At 65.2% G+C, this 18,327-nt stretch carries 12 protein-coding genes; 4 read left to right on the forward strand and 8 right to left on the reverse strand.

Going from position 1 to position 18,327, the window contains the following annotated elements:
* Positions 1–73: 73 nt before the first annotated feature.
* On the reverse strand, positions 74–1,357 hold the full coding sequence (gene eno, locus BLU04_RS12465; RefSeq protein WP_093286597.1) for a phosphopyruvate hydratase: 1,284 nt from the start codon (positions 1,355–1,357) through the stop codon (positions 74–76).
* A 143-nt stretch (positions 1,358–1,500) separates the two neighbouring features.
* Positions 1,501–3,330 carry a GreA/GreB family elongation factor gene (locus tag BLU04_RS12470; RefSeq protein WP_093286600.1) on the reverse strand — a complete coding sequence of 610 codons (1,830 nt, stop codon included), beginning with the start codon at positions 3,328–3,330 and terminating at the stop codon, positions 1,501–1,503.
* Positions 3,331–3,547: 217 nt separating this feature from the next.
* Here BLU04_RS12470 and BLU04_RS12475 point away from each other — a divergent pair, with 217 nt between their 5' ends.
* Positions 3,548–6,541, forward strand: a complete 2,994-nt coding sequence (locus BLU04_RS12475; RefSeq protein ID WP_157895335.1) for an ATP-binding protein — start codon at positions 3,548–3,550, stop codon at positions 6,539–6,541.
* A 287-nt stretch (positions 6,542–6,828) separates the two neighbouring features.
* Here the strand turns inward: BLU04_RS12475 and uvrB are convergent, their stop codons facing one another.
* Positions 6,829–8,916, reverse strand: a complete 2,088-nt coding sequence (gene uvrB / locus BLU04_RS12480; RefSeq protein ID WP_093286605.1) for an excinuclease ABC subunit UvrB — start codon at positions 8,914–8,916, stop codon at positions 6,829–6,831.
* A gap of 103 nt (positions 8,917–9,019) precedes the next feature.
* Between uvrB and BLU04_RS12485 the strand changes: the two genes are divergently transcribed.
* From BLU04_RS12485 to BLU04_RS12495, 3 genes are all read left to right on the forward strand, one after another.
* Entirely contained in the window at positions 9,020–9,652 is a 633-nt protein-coding gene (locus BLU04_RS12485) for an exopolysaccharide biosynthesis protein (RefSeq protein ID WP_157895336.1), read from the forward strand.
* A gap of 16 nt (positions 9,653–9,668) precedes the next feature.
* Positions 9,669–10,247, forward strand: a complete 579-nt coding sequence (locus BLU04_RS12490) for a TIGR00645 family protein (protein WP_093286610.1) — start codon at positions 9,669–9,671, stop codon at positions 10,245–10,247.
* Positions 10,248–10,324: 77 nt separating this feature from the next.
* Positions 10,325–11,314: a cyclic nucleotide-binding domain-containing protein gene (locus BLU04_RS12495; protein ID WP_093286613.1), complete on the forward strand. Its 990-nt coding sequence runs from the start codon at positions 10,325–10,327 to the stop codon at positions 11,312–11,314.
* A 70-nt stretch (positions 11,315–11,384) separates the two neighbouring features.
* Here BLU04_RS12495 and groL read toward each other — a convergent pair whose 3' ends face one another.
* The 5 genes from groL to BLU04_RS12520 form a co-directional block, all read right to left on the reverse strand.
* Complete coding sequence (groL, locus tag BLU04_RS12500) at positions 11,385–13,037, reverse strand: chaperonin GroEL (protein WP_093286616.1); 1,653 nt, start codon at positions 13,035–13,037, stop codon at positions 11,385–11,387.
* A 40-nt stretch (positions 13,038–13,077) separates the two neighbouring features.
* On the reverse strand, positions 13,078–13,371 hold the full coding sequence (gene groES / locus BLU04_RS12505) for a co-chaperone GroES (RefSeq protein WP_093286618.1): 294 nt from the start codon (positions 13,369–13,371) through the stop codon (positions 13,078–13,080).
* A 96-nt stretch (positions 13,372–13,467) separates the two neighbouring features.
* Positions 13,468–15,414 carry a molecular chaperone DnaK gene (dnaK, locus tag BLU04_RS12510; protein WP_093286621.1) on the reverse strand — a complete coding sequence of 649 codons (1,947 nt, stop codon included), beginning with the start codon at positions 15,412–15,414 and terminating at the stop codon, positions 13,468–13,470.
* A 147-nt stretch (positions 15,415–15,561) separates the two neighbouring features.
* Positions 15,562–16,665, reverse strand: a complete 1,104-nt coding sequence (locus BLU04_RS12515) for a hypothetical protein (RefSeq protein ID WP_157895337.1) — start codon at positions 16,663–16,665, stop codon at positions 15,562–15,564.
* Positions 16,666–16,738: 73 nt separating this feature from the next.
* Positions 16,739–18,310 carry a response regulator gene (locus tag BLU04_RS12520; RefSeq protein WP_093286626.1) on the reverse strand — a complete coding sequence of 524 codons (1,572 nt, stop codon included), beginning with the start codon at positions 18,308–18,310 and terminating at the stop codon, positions 16,739–16,741.
* Between the last annotated feature and the right edge of the window lie 17 nt (positions 18,311–18,327).

The following is an 18,327-nucleotide window of genomic DNA, read 5'->3' on the forward strand; positions in this document are numbered from 1 at the left end:
TCCTGCTTATACCCGCAAGAAGGCCCCGCCGCAATGGGATTGCGACGGGGCCTGGTCGGGGGTCCGGAGGGGACTAGCGGAGGGTGCCGCCGTAGACGGCGCCGGAACCGAGCTCTTCCTCAATGCGGAGGAGCTGGTTGTACTTCGCGAGACGGTCGGAACGGGAGAACGAGCCGGTCTTGATCTGGCCCACGTTGAGGGCGACGGCGATGTCGGCGATCGTCGCGTCCTCGCTCTCGCCGGAGCGGTGGCTGAGGATCGAGGTGTAGCCGGCGCGCTTCGCCATCTCGACGGCGTCGAAGGTCTCCGTGAGGGTGCCGATCTGGTTCACCTTCACGAGGATCGAGTTGCCGACGCCCTGGTCGATGCCCTTCTTGAGGAAGTCGACGTTGGTGACGAAGAGATCGTCGCCGACGAGCTGGACCTTGTCGCCGATGGCGTCGGTCAGCTTCTTCCATCCGGCCCAGTCGCTCTCGGCGGTGCCGTCCTCGATCGAGATGATCGGATACTTGCTGGAGAGTTCCTTGTAGTAGGCGACGATGTCGTCGGCCGACATCTTCTTGCCGCTCGATTTCTTGAAGACGTACTGCTTCTTCGCGCGGTCGTAGAACTCGCTGCTGGCGACGTCGAGGGCGATGAAGATGTCCTTGCCGAACTTGTAGCCGGCCTTCTTGACGGCGGCGGCGATGACCTCGATGGCGTCCTCGGTCGACTTCAGCGCGGGGGCGAAGCCGCCCTCGTCGCCGACGGCGGTGCTGAGGTGGCGGTCATGCAGGATGCCCTTGAGGGCGTGGAAGATCTCGGTGCCGTAGCGGATCGCCTCGGAGAAGGTCGGCGCGCCCTTCGGGACGATCATGAATTCCTGGAAATCGATCGGGGCGTCGGAGTGGGCGCCGCCGTTGATGATGTTCGCGAGGGGGACGGGGAGCGTGCGGGCGTTGGTGCCGCCGAGGTAGCGGTAGAGCGGGAGGCCGACGGCATCGGCGGCGGCATGGGCCGTGGCCATGGAGACGGCGAGGATGGCGTTCGCTCCGAGCTTCCCCTTGTTCTTCGTCCCGTCGAGGGCGATCATCGTCTTGTCGACGGCGACCTGCTCGACCGCGTCGAGGCCCTCGACGGCGGGAGCGATGAGGCTCTGGACGTTCTTGACGGCCTTCAGGACGCCCTTGCCGCCGTACTTCGACTTGTCACCGTCGCGGAGCTCGACCGCCTCGAACTCGCCCGTGCTGGCGCCCGAGGGGACGATGGCCCGACCGCGCGAGCCACCCGCGAGGATGACTTCGGCTTCGAGAGTGGGGTTGCCGCGGGAATCGAGGACCTGCCGGGCCTTGACGGTACGAATCGTGGTGAATGACATGGGCGAAATTAGTGCATGAAAGCGCGCGGGACATCAACTCCATTCCGCCATTCACGCGTCATTTCCCCGCGCAACAAAAAAAGCGCGGCACCCGATCGCCCGGGGCCGCGCTTTTCTCGTTTCCGAAAACGAAACTCGGAGGACTACTTCGTCTTGTAGTTCCGGATCGCCTCGATACGGACCTTGCGCTTGCCGCCGTCCTCGGTCTGAAGCTCGACGATCTCGCCCACGGGGAGCTTGATCAGGGCCTGCGCCAGCGCGGTGAGGTAGGAGATGACGCCCTGGGCGGGATCGCTGTCCCACGCGCCGAGGATGGTGTAGGTCAGCTTGTCGCCCTTGTCGATGTCGACGAGGTCGACGATGGTGCCGATGTTGACGAGGTTCGTCTCGACGCCGGAGAAGTCGGTGCCCTGGGCCCGGACGATCATCGACTCGAGCTCGGCCTTCCGCTTCATCAGGACGGTCTGCATTTCCTTCGCCGCCTTGAACTCGTGATTTTCACGGAGATCGCCGTAGGAGCGGGCGATGCCGATTTCCTTGCTGTTCTCGGGGATCTTCTTCGTGATGACCTCCTCGAGCTCGGCCTTGCGGCGCTGGAGGCTGTCCCAGCTGACGATCAGCGTGGCGTCGTCGGAGCTCATCCGGTCGCCGACGACCAGCTCCTGCATGTCGGGGTAGAGCTTGATGATGATCGCGAGGAGGGAACGCTTGTCGAGTTCCTTGAAGACGGGGGAGAGGATGATGGCGCGGGTGATGTCGCGGACGTCTTCCGAGGAGGCGCCCTTGAGGAGGGTGGCCATCAGCTCGCGGTCGCTGTGGACGAGGTCGTACAGCTTCGTCCCCTTCTTGAGGTCGCCGAACTGGTCCTTCTCCAGCACGGAGAGGATCGCCATGACGAGCTGGGGGGTGAAGAGCGAGGCGAAGACGATGTCCCGGTTCTTGCAGAGCCAGAAGAGGAGGTCGCTGGTGACCGCCCGCTCCCGGAGGATGCGGCGGAGGGCGTCGACGACTTCCTGGTGGCGCTCGACGGAGGCGAAGATCGTGGTGACCGAATCGCCCATGCGGCCGTTGGCGAAGGGAAGGATCTGGAGGAGGAGCGCCGCCCAATCGTCGGGACGGCCCGCCTGGATGAGGGTGAGGAAGCGGATCTGGCGGGTGCCGGTGATCTTCTCGAGGATCTCGGCGAAGCCCTTCGGCGTCGTCGGAACGAGGTTCAGGAGGGCGGTCGGCCCGGTGACGGGGGGCTGGCCGGCGGTGACGAGGAGCTCGTCGCGGAGGAGGGCCAGCTCGATGCCCTTCGCGAGGAGCGATTTCGGGAGCTTGGAAATGGTCGACTCGACGACCGTCGCGATCTCCGCGGCGGCGGCGGGATCGGCGATCTCGGTCCAGTTCTTCGCGACGGCGCCGAGGGCGAGGAGCTGGGCTTCGACGCCGGTGGCGGCGCGGAACTGGGCGAGGGCGTCGCTGCCGGCCTGGATCGGGGCGGAAAGGACCTTGAAGGCCTCGGTCTTCTTCGTCGGGATGTAGTAGGTGCCGTCCTTCTTCATCGCCCGCTTGGCGCCTTCCCACCACTTCTTCCATTCGGTCGCAGGGATCACCTCGGGGGAGAGGGCCGTCTGGATGTTCTCCGCCGTGGCCTGGGCCTTGAGGCTGTGGATGACGATGGTGACGAGGGCGGCGGGGTCCTTGGCGGCCATTTCCTTCAGCGCGGCGGCCTTCTCGCTCTTCTGGGCGTAGATGTGGCTGTCGGGGAGGAGGACGAGGGACTGGACGGCGTAATCGGGGGCCATCGAGTGGCCGGGCTTCCCCTTGAAATCGATGCTGAGGTGGCCGGTCGCCTCGCTCACCTCGCGGATGCGTCCGTAACCCCAGCTACGATGGTAGCAGTAAGTGCCTGCCGTGTAGGTGTTCGGAGCGGCGAAGGCGTTCGTGTTGTCGGTGGAGGAAGCGGAGGAATCGGTGGAGGCGGCCATAGAAGAGGGTTGAATGGTAGAACCCGTTTCGGAATTAGACAAGGCCCTGCTGCAGCGAATTTTAGGACCCCTCCCCCGACGCCGTTTTCCCGAAAAGATCGGGAACGGGAGGGGCTCTCCGCAAAAGCCCCCGTGTAGGATTTTTCTGACAAGACAATGCGCCATCGCCCTACACCGATCGGCCCGTTTCACCCCTACGATTGGGGGACAAGTCGCTATGGAAACATCCTCCGAGCCGGTCGCCCCCCTCCTTCCTCTCTCCCAAATCCGGAAGCGGCTGTTCCTTTATTTGCGCCTCTTCGCCGGATGCCGCAGGACGGTCGCGACCCTCGCCATCATTTGCGGCATCCTCGTCCTGGTCGGCTGGTCCTACGACATCACCCTCTTCAAGACCCTCTACGTCGGCACGGCGGCGATGCGCCCGCTGAGCGCCATCATGCTGATCCTGATCGGGTGTTCCCTCCTCCTTTTCGGGAAACGCTCCGGATGGACCCCGGCGACCCGGTTCGGCTTCGGGCTGGCACTGGTTTTCTCCGCCGCCGCCCTCTACACCACCGCCCACAGCTTCTTCGGATGGAACACCCCCCTCGATCCCTACCTCTATTCGTCCTCTCCGGACCGGATCCTGCGGAACAGCTCCACGGGCTGCACGATCCTGCTGAGCCAGGCGTTCGCCCTGATCCTGCTGTGGCGGGGCCGCCAGCTGGCCGCCCAAACCCTCGCGCTCTTCTGCCTCGCCCTGACCTACTTTTCCCTCACCGGCTACATGTACAACATGGCCGAATTCCAGAGCATCCCCTTCTTCAACTCCCTCTCCCTTCCCTTCCTCGTCCTCTACAGCCTCACCGCCGTCGGCATCCTGGCGGCCCGCCCCCAGCAGGGCCTCCTGCGGGAGGTGATCAGCGAGGACCCGGGCGGAATGATGGCCCGCTGGCTCCTCCCGATCGGCTTCCTCCTGCCGTTGGGCACCGGCCTCGTCCACCTCCACAACCTCGACTCCCATTATTACGGCCCCTCCGTCGCCCTCGGCTTGACCGCTCTTTCTTCCACCGCGCTCTTCTGCCTCGCCGTCTGGTTCTGCGCCCGGGGATTGAACCAGACCTACGGCAAGCTCCGCCGCCGGGAGCGGCTCTACGCCGTTCTCAGCGAATGCAACCAAAGCATCATCCGCCTCTCCGACCGGGCCCCCCTCTTCGAGACCATCTGCCGCAGCCTCGTCGAGACCGGGGAATTCCAGGCCGCCTGGGTGGCCGAGCGGACGGCCCCCGCCCAGGGGGCACGGGACCACTTCCTCGTCTTCACCGCCCGGGGCCTCGGGGCCGAGACCCTGCGGGAGGAAACCGCCATCGCCCCCCATCCCGGCGGCCCACGGGAGCACCCCCTCCTGCGGGCGATCTCGGAGAACGGCCGGATCGACCTCGAGGCCTCGCCCCACGCCGCCCCGTGGGACCGCCTCGTCCCGTCGGAGCGGCCCGGCTCCCTCGCCATCTGCCCGCTCTACCTCCACGACCAGGTCGACGCCCTCCTCGTCGTCCACTGCGCCCGGAAGGACGTCCTCGACGCCGACAACCGCCGCCTCCTCGACGAGGTCGCCGGGGACATCTCCCATGCCCTGACGCTGATGAACGAACGCCGGATCCATCGCCAGGCCGAGGAGCGCCTCCACGAGACGACCAGCCGCCTCGGCGAGGCCCTTGCGAAGAACCCGACCCTCTTCTACTCCCTCCAGGTCGGCACCGGGAAAAACGGCGGGATCGTCCCCGACTACATCAGCGAGAACGTCAACGGCATCCTCGGCTACAGCGTCGACGAGGCGATGCGGCCTTCCTGGTGGACCGCCCATCTCCATCCCGACGACCACGACCGCCCCGGAAGCCTCTCCCTGCCGCCGCCCGACCGGAACACCGTGACGCGGGACTTCCGGTTCCAGGCCAACGACGGCTCCTACGTCTGGATCCGGGACGAGCAGCGGGCCATCCGCGATGCCGAGGGGCGTCCGGTGAAGCTCGTCGGCTCGTGGAGCGACATCACGGAGCGGATCCACCTGGAGGAACAGTTCCGCCACACGCAGAAGTTCGAGTCGCTCGGGCGGCTCACCGGCGGCGTCGCCCACGACCTGAACAACATCCTCACCGTCATCGACGGCCATGCCTCCCTGCTGGAGACCGACTGTTCCGAGGAATCGCGGGAATCGATCGAGGAGATCCTCCAGGCGACGAACCGGGCCACCCGGTTGACGCGGCAGCTCCTCACCTTCAGCCGGAAGCAATTCATCGAGCCGAAGAACCTCAACCTGAACACCGTCATCGGCGACATGGGGAAGATGCTCCGCCGGAGCGTCGGCGAGGACATCGACATCCTCTTCGAGACCGACGCCACCCTCCCCACCATCTTCGCCGACGAGGGGATGATCGAGCAGATACTCCTGAACCTCGTCGTGAACGCCCGCGACGCGATGCCGAAGGGAGGGGTCATCCGCATCGGCACCGCCCGGACCCGGCTGGAACGGAGCCACGCCTCGATCGACGGCGAGGTCGCCCCGGGCGATTACGTCCGCTTCTCCGTCTCCGATACCGGCTGCGGCATCCCCTCCTCCCATCTCCTGAAGATCTTCGACCCCTTCTTCACGACGAAGGACCCCGACAAGGGAACCGGCCTCGGCCTCGCCACGGTGCGGAACATCGTCCGCCAGCACGGCGGCACCCTCACCGTCGCGAGCGAGCCCGACCGGGGGACGACGTTCCACATCTACCTCCCCGTCGCCGCCGCCGTCCCCCTCCCCGCCCGGGAGAAGCAGGAGAAGCTGAAATCGGTGAAGAAAGAGAGCGGCGCGGTGATCCTCCTCGTCGAGGACGACGCCGCCGTGCGGAGCATGATGAAGTCGATCCTCACCCACGTCGGCCACCAGGTGATCGAGGCCCCCACCGCGCTCGAGGCGATCAAGGCCTACGAGACCACCTCCCAGGGGATCGACCTCCTCCTCGCCGACGTCGTCCTCCCCGGCGGAATCAGCGGGCGCGACCTGGCCCAGCAACTCCGCGCCATCCAGGACGACCTCCCCGTCCTCTACGTCACCGGCTACGCGACCCTTCCGAAGGAATACGGCTTCCGCGACGAAGAGAACCGCGACTTCCTGCGCAAGCCGTTCACTAGCGTCGATCTCATTGAAAACGTGCGAGCCCGATTGGCTGGAGCGCTAAAACCGGTCTAGCAGCCACTCTCCAACCCCGCTGCTCGGGGAAAGGGATCGCGGGCCGGGGTCGCCCTTCGGGCAGGGTACAATCGCTTCGCCTCCCTGTACAGGGGATGTAACCCGCGCGTTTGAACGAACGGAGGGGCACGCCCCTCCGGACCCTCCTGTCTGATGGGCCGTGGTGTAGATAAGGCGTTATCCTAAAGGCCTGTCTTCCATATGCTCGCTCTACTCCGCTGAATCCAACCTCGATGGGGAGCCATGGCCCGTGGGAAGACGACGGAACCGAAGCGGTTGGAACGAATCTAGGGCTTCGACTTTTTCCCAGGGCTCTTCTTCGGAATCTTATACACCACCGGGGAAACCTTCTCCCCACGGCTCCTCGGCTCGATCTTGTCGATCCCCAACTGCTTCTTCAGCTCGGAGATCTGATCCCGCAGCAACGCCGCCTTCTCATACTCCAGCTTCGACGACGCCTCGATCATCTCCCCCTGCAACTCCTTGAGCAGGTCGGCCGCGTCGAACTGCCCCGCCCCCTCCTTCAACGCCATCCGGGCCGAGACCCCGCCGCCCTGCCGCCCGCCTTCCTGGGAGACGAGGCGGAGGCTTTCCTGAACGGCGCGACGGACACTCTTCGGAGTGATGTGGTGCTCGGTGTTGTATTCGATCTGCCGCTTCCGGCGATAGGAGGTGATGTTCAGGAGGGCCTGCATCGAGCGGGTCGTCGAGTCGGCATAGAGGATCACCCTCCCGTTCACGTGCCGGGCGGCGCGGCCCGCCATCTGGATCAGCGATTTCTCGGAGCGGAGGTAACCCTCCTTGTCGGCGTCGAGGATGCCGACGAGGGAGACTTCGGGAAGGTCGAGGCCCTCCCGCAGCAGGTTGATCCCGACGAGGACGTCGAATTCCCCCGCCCGGAGGCCGCGCAGGATCTCGACCCGCTCGATCGTGTCGACCTCGGAATGGAGGTAGCGGACCCGGATGCCGAGGTCGCTGAGGTATTGGGTGAGGTCCTCCGCGGTCCGCTTCGTCAGCGTCAGGACGAGGGAACGCTCGTCCTTCTCGACCCGCTTGCGGACCTCCTCCATCATGTCGTCGATCTGGCTCTTCAGCGGGCGGACCTCGATCTCGGGATCGAGGAGGCCGGTGGGCCGGATGATCTGCTCGACGACGTCGCCGCGGGTCCGGTTCAGCTCGTAATCGCCCGGCGTCGCCGAGACGAAGAGCCGCTGGCCGGTGATCGCCTCGAACTCGGGGAAGTTCAGCGGCCGGTTGTCGAGCGCCGAGGGAAGGCGGAATCCGTGGTCGACGAGGACGCTCTTGCGGGCCTTGTCCCCGGCGAACATCCCGCCGATCTGCGGCACGGTGGCGTGCGATTCGTCGATGACGGTGAGGAAATCCTTCGGGAAGAAGTCGATCAGCGTGTGGGGCCGGGAGCCGGCAGGACGCCCGGCGAGGTGGCGGGAGTAGTTCTCGATCCCGTTGCAGAAACCCATCTCCTCCATCAGCTCGAGGTCGTAGGTCGTCCGCATCTTGATCCGCTGGGATTCGAGGAGCTTCCCCTGCTTCTCCAGCTCGTCGATGCGGGCGAGCATCTCCTGCCGGATCGCCACGGTGGCGCGCTGGAGCTTCTCGAAGGGGGTGACGTAATGGCGGGCCGGAAAGAGGATGATCCGGTCGATCCGCTCCAGCGTCTCGCCGGTCAGGGGATCGATCCGGGTGAGGCGCTCGATCTCGTCGCCGAAGAACTCGATCCGCAGCGCCCACTCCTCGGTGGCGGGGCCGACCTCGACGACGTCGCCCCGGACGCGGAACTTCCCCCGGGCGAGCTCGAAGTCGCCCCGCTCGTAATGGATCTCGACGAGCTTTGTGAGGAGCTGCTCCCGGGTCAGCTTCATGCCCACGTCGACGGGGCAGATCATCATCGCGTAGTCCTCGGGGGAACCGAGGCCGTAGATGCACGAGACGCTGGCGACGACGACGACGTCCCGCCGCGTCAGGAGGGCGCTCGTCGCGGAGAGGCGCATCCGCTCGATCTCCTCGTTGAGGGAGGAATCCTTCTCGATGTAGGTGTCGCTCGCCGGGATGTAGGCCTCGGGCTGGTAGTAATCGAAGTAGGAGACGAAGTACTCGACGGCGTTCTTCGGGAAGAACTGCCGGAACTCGCTGTAGAGCTGGGCCGCCAGCGTCTTGTTGTGGCAGATGACGAGGGTCGGGCGGTTCAGGTTCGCGATGACGCTCGCCGTCGTGAAAGTCTTCCCGGAACCGGTGACGCCCTGGAGGATCGTGTCCTGTGCCCCGCCCCCGATCCGCGCCGTCAGCTGGCGGATCGCCTCGGGCTGGTCGCCGCAGGCGGCGTAGGGGGATTGGAGGTCGAAGACGTCTTGCGGCATGGGAGACACTCTAAGATGGCTCCTCCCCGGGCAATGTAAAGCGGACGGGGCCGTTTTTCCCTTCCCCCTTTCCTTTCATCCCCGATTGCGGCATCGTCGATCCATGCGCCGCCGTTTTCCCCGGACTCCCCTATCGGCGGAACTTGCCGGGCTCGCGGAGCGGCTGAACCACGGGACGGAAAGCGTCACCCTCGGCCAGATCATCGCCGTCCTCCGGCAGCGGGCCTACATCGGCATCGTCATCCTCCTCGCCGCCCCCTTCTGCCAACCGGTCCCCCTCCCCGGCCTCTCGACCCCCTTCGGCATCGTGATCGCCCTGATCGGCTTCCGCATCGCCCTGGGACGGAAGCCGTGGCTCCCGCCGAAACTCCTCGCCCTCCCCATCTCGAACAAGATCCTCCCGGCGATCCTCGCCGCCGCCAGCCGCCTCGTCGGGCTCGCCGAGAAGGTTCTGCGGCCCCGCTTCGACGCGCTGATCGTCCCCCGCTTCCTCCGATCGATCTACGGGGCGCTCATCTGCATCTCGGGGCTCCTCCTGCTCCTCCCCCTGCCGATCCCCTTTACCAACTGGTTCCCCGCCGTCACCATCGTCCTCCTCGCCGCCTCCCTCCTGGAACGGGACGGCCTCATGGCGATGGGCGGGGTGACCTTCTTCCTCCTCACCCTCACGTTCTTCGGCATCCTCTACTTCAGCGGCTCCACCGCGATCAAGGGCGTCAGCACGCTCTTCAACTAAACCGCCCCCTTTCCTCATGAATCCCCCCCTCCCCTCCACCCGGCAGCGCCGCTGGGGCCGCTTCCTCTTCCTCAGCCGCTGGCTCCAGGCCCCGCTCTACCTCGGCCTCATCGTGGCGCAGGGCGTCTATGTCTACTGCTTCCTCGCGGAGCTCTACCACCTCGTCACCGGGGCGGGACACCTCGGCGAAAAGGAAGTCATGATGATCGTCCTCGGCCTGATCGACGTCGTGATGATCGCGAACCTCCTCATCATGGTGATCATCGGCGGCTACGAGACCTTCGTCTCCCGCCTCTATCTGGAAGACCATCCCGACCAGCCCGAATGGCTCTCCCACGTCAACGCGGGGGTCCTGAAGGTGAAGCTCGCCACCGCCCTCATCGGCATCTCGTCGATCAACCTCCTCGAGACCTTCATCAAGCTCGGGAGCCACGAAGGCGGCATGGCCGCCGGGGGCGTCGCCGGGAACGAGGTCTTCTGGCAGATCATGGTCCACCTCACCTTCGTCGCCTCGGCGATCCTCCTCGCCTGGACCGACCGCATCACGACGCAGACCTCGCTGCTCGGCCACACGGACCCGACCGAGGCCAAGTAAAAACGCTAAGTAAAAATGCTTAGAGGAATACGATAGCCGTATGACGAGAACTCCCTTAATTATCCCTCTTCTACATTATGGAAGTGGGCAAAGGGGATGGGGTGGTATTGAAGGCGGGCGAAATTCTGTTTCGCGAGGGAGATCCGTGGGATGGCCTTTATCTGATCAAAAGCGGTACGGCCGAAGTCTTTCGTGAACGGAGCGGGCAGACGATCCGCCTCTCGACCCTCGGAGCGAGGGAATTCATCGGGACGGTGACGATCTTCACGCGGGAACCCCGGACTGCGGGCGTCCGCGCCCTCACCGACCTCTCCCTCCAGTTCTTCAATGCGGAGTTCGTCCACCAGAACTTCGGCTTCAACAACCCGGCGATCAGCGGCCTCCTGAAAGACGTCGTCTCCCGGCTGAAGGACATCAACCTTCGCTTCACCGACACCGTCCTCGAGCTCGGCTCGACCCGGCCCGTCTGGCACACGGTCCTGAGGCACGCCCGGCAGCTCGCCTATTTCCTGATCCTCCGCATCCGCGCGGCAGGCATCCTCCACGAGGGGCGGACCTGCGTCCCCACCGAGGGCCTCGCCGCCACCCAGAACCATCTCTTTTACTTCAGCGAAACCTATGGGTCGGCCCTCCTCCGGCTCCTGGTGACCTCGGGGCTCCTCACCGTCGCCGAGGTGCCGGGCTACGGCCCCTGCCTGATCGATCCCTCGATCCCGAAGCTCCAGTCGTTCCTCGATTTCACCAAGCACGTCGAAACCCTGGAGGTGATCACCCTGAGCTCGACCGAGACCGATCTCCTCCCCGTCATCGAGCTCCTGGAGGAACTGATGGTCTCCCCCGACTTCGGCCCCGTCTTCCCCCTCGACAAGCTCCTCCCCCTCGTCGTCCCCCTGCGCCGGACGGCGACGCCGATGGAAACCTTCTCGGCCCTCGCGACCCACCGGTTCCTCGCCCTCGTCGACGGCGGGCAGGTGAGGCTCGACTGCCCCCGGATTCTCCAATACGTCCATTTCAACACGCTCCTGGCGGAGGCTTGCGCGATGGAGCCGGAGCTCGAGGAGGTCTGACCCTTCCCGCGACCAAAGAAAAAGGCCGACCCTTTCGGGTCGGCCTTTTTTTGCGGAACGGTGCCGGGGGTTAGAAACCGCCCATGCCTCCCATGCCGCCCATTCCACCCATGCCGCCGCCGCCGTGGGCGGGAGCGGAGGCTTCCTTCTCGGGCAGCTCGACGATGACCGCCTCGGTGGTGAGGAGGAGACCGGCGATCGAGGCCGCGTTCTGGAGGGCCGAGCGGGTCACCTTCGTCGGATCGACGACGCCGGCCTTGATAAGGTCGACATACTGACCGGTCGCGACGTTGTAGCCTTCGTTGCCCTTGCGGTTCTTCACTTCGTTGACGATGACGCTGCCTTCGCCGCCCGCGTTCGCGACGAGCGTGCGGAGGGGCTCCTCGACGGCGCGCTTGATGATCTGGGCGCCGACGAACTCGTCGTCCTGCAGCTCAAGCTTGTCGACGGCCTTCTGGGCGCGGATGAGGGCGAGGCCGCCGCCGGGGACGATCCCTTCCTCGACCGCCGCGCGGGTGGCGTGGAGGGCGTCCTCGACGCGGGCCTTCTTTTCCTTCAGCTCGGTCTCGGTCGCCGCGCCGATGTTGATGACGGCGACGCCGCCCGCGAGCTTCGCGAGGCGTTCCTGAAGCTTTTCCTTGTCGTAATCGCTGGTGGTTTCCTCGATCTGGCGGCGGATCTGGCCGACGCGGCTGGCGATGTCGGACGACTTGCCCGCGCCCTCGATGATCGTGGTGTTCTCCTTGTCGATGACGATCCGCTTCGCGCGGCCGAGGTCGGTGAGCTCGATGCTCTCGAGCTTGATGCCGAGGTCTTCGGTGATGAGCTTGCCGCCCGTGAGGATGGCGATGTCTTCCATGATCGCCTTGCGACGGTCGCCGAAGCCGGGCGCCTTCACCGCCGCGACCTGGAGCGTGCCGCGGAGCTTGTTGACGACGAGGGCCGAGAGGGCCTCGCCCTCCACGTCCTCGGCGATGATCACGAAGGGCTTGCTGCTCTTCGCGACCTTTTCGAGGATGGGGAGGAGGTCCTTGAGGCTCGAGATCTTCTTCTCGAAGAGGAGGACGTAGGCGTTCTCGAGGACCGCTTCCAGGGCCTCGACGTCGGTGACGAAGTAGGGGGAGAGGTAGCCCTTGTCGAACTGCATCCCCTCGACAACCTCGAGGGTCGTCTCGATGCTCTTCGCTTCCTCGACGGTCACGGTGCCGTCCTTGCCGACCTTGTCGAGCGCGTCGGCGATGATCTGGCCGATCGTCGTGTCCCAGTTGGCGGAGACGGTGGCGACCTGCTGGATCTCCGACTTGTCCTTCACCTTCTTGGAGATCCGGCCGAGCTCGGCAACGATGGCCTCGACGGCCTTGTCGATGCCGCGCTTGAGGCTCGTCGGGTTCGCCCCGGCGGTGACGTTCTTCAGGCCTTCCTTGTAGATGGCCTCGGCGAGGACGGTCGCCGTGGTGGTGCCGTCACCGGCGATGTCGCTGGTCTTCGAGGCGACTTCGCGGACGAGCTGCGCGCCGACGTTCTCGTAGGGGTCGGAGAGCTCGATCTCCTTGGCGACGCTGACGCCGTCTTTGGTGATCGTGGGGGAGCCGAATTTCTTGTCGAGGATGACGTTGCGGCCCGCGGGCCCGAGGGTCGCCTTGACGGCGCGGCTGAGCTGCTCGACGCCGCGCAGGATCGCGTGGCGGGCAGCCTCGTCGAAGAGGAGTTGTTTGGAAGCCATGAGGATGTGGAGTGGTGGGTTTTAAATGGATGAAGCGAAATTAGGCGAGGATCGCGAGGATGTCGTCTTCGCGGAAGATCTGGTAGGTCTCGCCGTCGATCTTGATCTCGGTGCCGCCGTACTTGCTGACGAGGACCTTGTCGCCCTTCTTGACCGAGACGGGGAAACGGTTCCCCTTCTCGTCGAGCTTGCCCGCGCCGACGGCGACGACCTTCGCTTCCTGGGGCTTTTCCTTGGCGCTGTCGGGGATGATGATACCGCTCTTGCTGACGTCCTTCGCTTCGAAGGGCTGGACGACGACGCGGTCGCCGAGGGGACGGATGTTGATGGCCATAGTGGTGATTTGTCTGGTGTGGAGTTTAAAGTGAGGGCGGAAGAGGGATGAGCCTCTTCCGCCCGGATGGGGTCGGGAGCGGAGGGAAGGGAAGAATTACTTCTTCTTTTCCTTGTCCTTGTCGATGACCTCGAAGTCGGCGTCGATCACGTCGGCCGGCTTTTCCTTCGGGGTTTCGCCCGTGTCGTGGCCGTGGACTTCGCCTTCGGGCGAGCCCGAATCGGCCTTCGCCGCGGCAGCCTTGTACATCTCGATCGAGATGGCCTGGACCTTCTCGTTGAGGTCGTCGACGGCGGCCTTCAGGGTCTCGTCGTTCGTCCCCTTCAGTTCCTCGCGGACCTTGGCGACGGCGGCCTCGACTTCGGTCTTCTTCGCCTCGTCGATCTTGTCGGCCTGATCCTTGAGGAGCTTCTCGGCCTGGTAGGCGGCGTTGTCGGCGGTGTTGCGGAGCTCGATCGCCTCCTTGGCCTTTTTATCGGCCTCGGCGAACTGCTCGGCTTCCTTCGTCATCTTCTCGACCTCTTCCTTGGAGAGGCCGCTCGAACCGGTGATGGAGATCTTCTGCTCCTTGCTCGTGCCGAGGTCCTTGGCCGAGACGTGGAGGATGCCGTTCGCGTCGATGTCGAAGGTCACTTCGATCTGGGGGACGCCGCGGGGCGCCGGCGGGATGCCGTCGAGGTGGAAGACGCCGAGCTGCTTGTTGTCCTTGGCCATCTGGCGCTCGCCCTGGAGGACCTTCACCTCGACGCCCGGCTGGTTGTCCGAGTAGGTGCTGAAGATCTGGGACTTCCGGGTCGGGACGGTGGTGTTCCGGGGAATCATCGCGGTGGCGATGCCGCCCGCCGTCTCGATGGCGAGGGAGAGCGGGGTGACGTCGAGGAGGAGGACGTCCTTCACGTCGCCCTTGAGGACGCCGCCCTGGATCGCCGCGCCGATGGCGACGACTTCGTCGGGGTTCACGCCCTTGTGGGGTTCCTTCTTGATGAGCTTGCGGGCCGTCTCGACGACCTTCGGCATGCGGGTCATGCCGCCGACGAGGACGAGCTCGTCGATCTGGTCGGCGTTGAGCTTCGAGTCGTTGAGGCAGGCCGTGACCGGCTTCAGCGTCCGCTCCGCGAGGGCGTCGGTGAGCTGCTCGAGCTTCGCGCGGGTGATCTTCTTCTGGATGTGCTTCGGGCCGGAGGCGTCGGCCGTGATGAAGGGGAGATTGATCTCGTAGTCCTGGGCGGAGGAGAGGGCGATCTTCGCCTTTTCCGACTCTTCCTTCAGGCGCTGGACGGCGTCGGGCTGGCCCTTGAGGTCGATGCCGGACTCGGTCTTGAACTCGGCGAGGAGCCAGTCCATGACCGCGTTGTCCCAGTCATCGCCGCCGAGGTGGGTGTCGCCGTTGGTCGCCTTCACCTCGAAGACGCCGTCGCCGATCTCGAGGACCGAGATGTCGAACGTGCCGCCGCCGAGGTCATAGACGGCGATCTTCTCGTCCTTCTTCTTGTCGAGGCCGTAGGCGAGGGAGGCGGCCGTCGGCTCGTTGATGATGCGCTGGACTTCGAGGCCCGCGATCTTGCCCGCGTCCTTGGTCGCCTGGCGCTGGCTGTCGTTGAAGTAGGCGGGGACCGTGATGACGGCCTGGGTGATCGTCTCGCCGAGCTTGGCTTCGGCGTCGGCCTTCAGCTTCATGAGGATGAAGGCGGAAATTTCCTGGGGAGAGTAGGTCTTCTTTTCGCCGGCGACCTCGATCTCGATGGCGCAATCGCCGTTCTTCGCCTCGACGACCTTGTAGGGAACGCGCTTCAGCTCTTCCTTCACTTCGGCGAACTTGCGCCCCATGAACCGCTTCGCGGAGAAGATGGTGTTCTTCGCGTTCGTGACGCCCTGGCGCTTCGCGGCCTGGCCGACGAGACGTTCGCCCGACTTCGTGAATGCCACGATCGAGGGCGTGGTGCGTGCCCCTTCGGAGTTTTCGAGAACCACGGGCTGTCCCCCTTCCATGATTGCCATGCAGGAGTTGGTGGTACCAAGGTCGATGCCTAAAATGTGTGCCATGCTTTATATCCTGCAACTATCGTTCCATGGCAGGATCAATTTGATCCAACTCCGCATAAACGGGTTATGGAGTTTATAGGGAAAACCCGGCAGCCCAAGCGGGCCATTCCTACCCAGCGATTGAGTCAAAATGACTCCCCTTCCCGCCTACATTCCGGGAAGGAAATCGAGCTGATCGGCGACGAGGTAGAGCTTTTTCGGGTCGTTGGGGTAGGCGACGAGGGTCCCGCTGACGGTGAAGAGGACCTGGGAGAAATCGCCCAGCTCGCCGAGTTCCTCCTGGATCGACCGGGGAAGCTTCTCCGCCACCACCTCGAGGGAATCCCATCCGCTCCGCATCTCGAAGCGGAACGGGGCGGCGGTGAAGCGCTCGAAGGAGCCGCTGAGGAGGACGGTCTTGCCGACGTACTTGTCGGGCTCAGCCAGGACCTTGTCGTAGGGAAGCGGCTTGGGCTTTTTCGCCTCGCCGTCCTGCGGGGTCTCCTCGGCGGTCTTCGGGGGTTCGGGGAAGGAGACCGATTGGGCGTCGAGCATGAAGCGGTTCGGCTTCGCCGGGTCGGTGCGGACAATCCCGGTGACCTTCATCGACTGGCCGGAGAACTGGGGCTCGTTGAGGAAACGCTTGCGAAGGTCGTCGGAGAGGTGGCTGAAGTTGACCAGGATCGAGTCGAGGCCCCGCCAGAGGGTGAATTGCTCCCGGTTCGGCTCGCGGAAGTCGAAGCGGCCCTCCATCGTCACGATGCTGTTCAGGTAGCGTTGGGAAAAATGGCCGATCTGGGCGTAGGAGGCGATGCCGACCTCGACGGGATCGATCCGGTAGCGGGTGGCGGCCCCCTCGATATCGATCTTCGAGGCGACGATGAGGATCGGGTTATCGTGCCGATCCCCTTCCTTCACCGTCCCGGTGACGGCGAGGGCGACCTCGGAGAAATTGCGGAGCCCCTGGACGATCCGCTTCCCCTCGGGGGAAACCAGGGTGATGAGGACGTTGACCGACTGGCTCGGCCCCATCCGCATCTCGAAGATCGGCCGCTTCGACTCCATGTAATAGAACTTCCCGTGGACGCGGACCTCCTTGCCGAGGTACTTCTCCTGATTGAGGCTGAGGGCCACGTAACCGACCTCGGGCAATCCGCCGCCCTTCGCGTCCGCCGCCGCCGGAGCCGCCGGTGCCGTCGCGGCCAGGGACGAGAGGGGAAGGACGAAGCCCAGGAGCGGGAGAAGGGCCAGGCTGAAGGAACGCAAAGACATCGTGAGCCCGGACCTTACCTTCCCGGGCCCCAAGGGGCAATCGCGGAAAAGAAGCGCCCGCGGCCTCCATCCCTTATTTCTGCGGCGGGAGCGAGCCGGGGCCGAGGATCTCCCGGATCTTCCGGGCAAGGCAGAGCGGGGTGAAGGGCTTCGAGAGGAAGGCCTCCTCCCGCTCTCCCTCCTCGACCTTCGGGATTTGGGAATAGCCCGAGATATAGAGGACGGCCCCGTGCTCGTGGGTTTTCCGATATTGGGCGGCGACGTCCCTGCCGCTCCCCGAGGGGAGGACCATGTCGGCGACGAGGAGATCGATCGGGCTGCTGCCCCGGATCACCGAGACGGCGGCATCCCGATCGCCGACCTCGATGACCCGATAGCCGAGGGTGCGGAGCGAGGCGGCCAGGAGGCGGCGCATCGGCGCGTTGTCGTCGACGATCAGGATCGTCTCCGTTCCCTTCGGCCACGCTCCCCCTTCCTGGGATTGGGGCGTTCCGGCACTCCCCTTGCCGCCGCTGCCCGGGGCCGGGGCGCTCCACTCGGGGAAAAAGGGAACCCGCCCGCCGGGAGTCCCGGCATCGCGGGAGGACGATTCGGAAGGGCCCTGGGATTCCGGATCGGCTTCGGGCGCGGTTTCCGAGTCGAGGCACGAAACCGCGCCCTCCTTGCCGATCATCATCAGATGGCGGGCAAGGGCCGCCGCGCGATGGATCGACGATTCGATGTGCTTGAAGCGCGAGGGCTTCACCCCCGCCGACGCCATCGTCGCCTCGGCGCTCTCGCCCATCATGAAAAGGAGGTTGTTGAATTCGTTCGCGATGCTGTCGGCCACCTCGGCAACTTCGGATAACGGAGTCGATTTCCCCCCCTCCTCCGGCCGGGAGGGAAGGAGGGAAAGCTGCATCACCATCCGCGTCGTCGGCTTCGTTCCGGCATCGAGGGGGACGATGCGGCAGAAGACCGAGACCTGGCCGCCGTCCTTCCGCCGGATGCGGCCCTTCCCCTCCCCGCTGAGGCCTCCCAACACCGCCCCGACGAGGATCGCCCTCGTTTCCCCTTCCAGGCCGTTCCGCCCGAGGTCGGCGGCGGCGGGATCATTCGAGCCGTCGGCGTCAGTGAAGAGAAAATCCCATTCCTTGCCGATCAGCTCGGAGACGGGCCAGCCGGTGATCCAGGGGACATCGCACCCGGCCAGGGTGATCCGGGGGAAACGCTCCTTCGGCTTCCGCTCGAGCAGGAGGAGGGCCTCCCCGGCGCACGCGATGGCCGCCGGTTCCGAGCCCGTCTCCGGCTGGGGCTGGAGGCATTCCAGGTAGGAGCCGACCGTCCCCTCTCCGTCGCGCAGGGCCTCCATGCGGGAATGGAGCGGGACGAGGTTTTCCCCCTTCTGCTGCCGCCAGACGGGGCCGACATGGCACCCTTCCTTGTTCGCGAGGAAAAAGGCGATTTCCGGCGCGCGGCTCTCGATCTGCATCGGGGTGAAGAGGCGGGTGTACCGCTTCCCGACGATCTCCCCCTCGTCGTAACGGAGGAGGGAGGAGAATCCCGAATCGGCCCCCGCGATCCGCCCCTTGGCGTCGATCAGCAGGATGCCCTTCCGCTGGGGGTCGGGCCGGGAAACGGAGTCGAGCTTGGAAAAATAAGGCACGGGAGGTTCCTTTTTAT

This window comes from Verrucomicrobium sp. GAS474 (assembly GCF_900105685.1).
In the GTDB taxonomy this organism is placed as follows: domain Bacteria; phylum Verrucomicrobiota; class Verrucomicrobiia; order Methylacidiphilales; family GAS474; genus GAS474.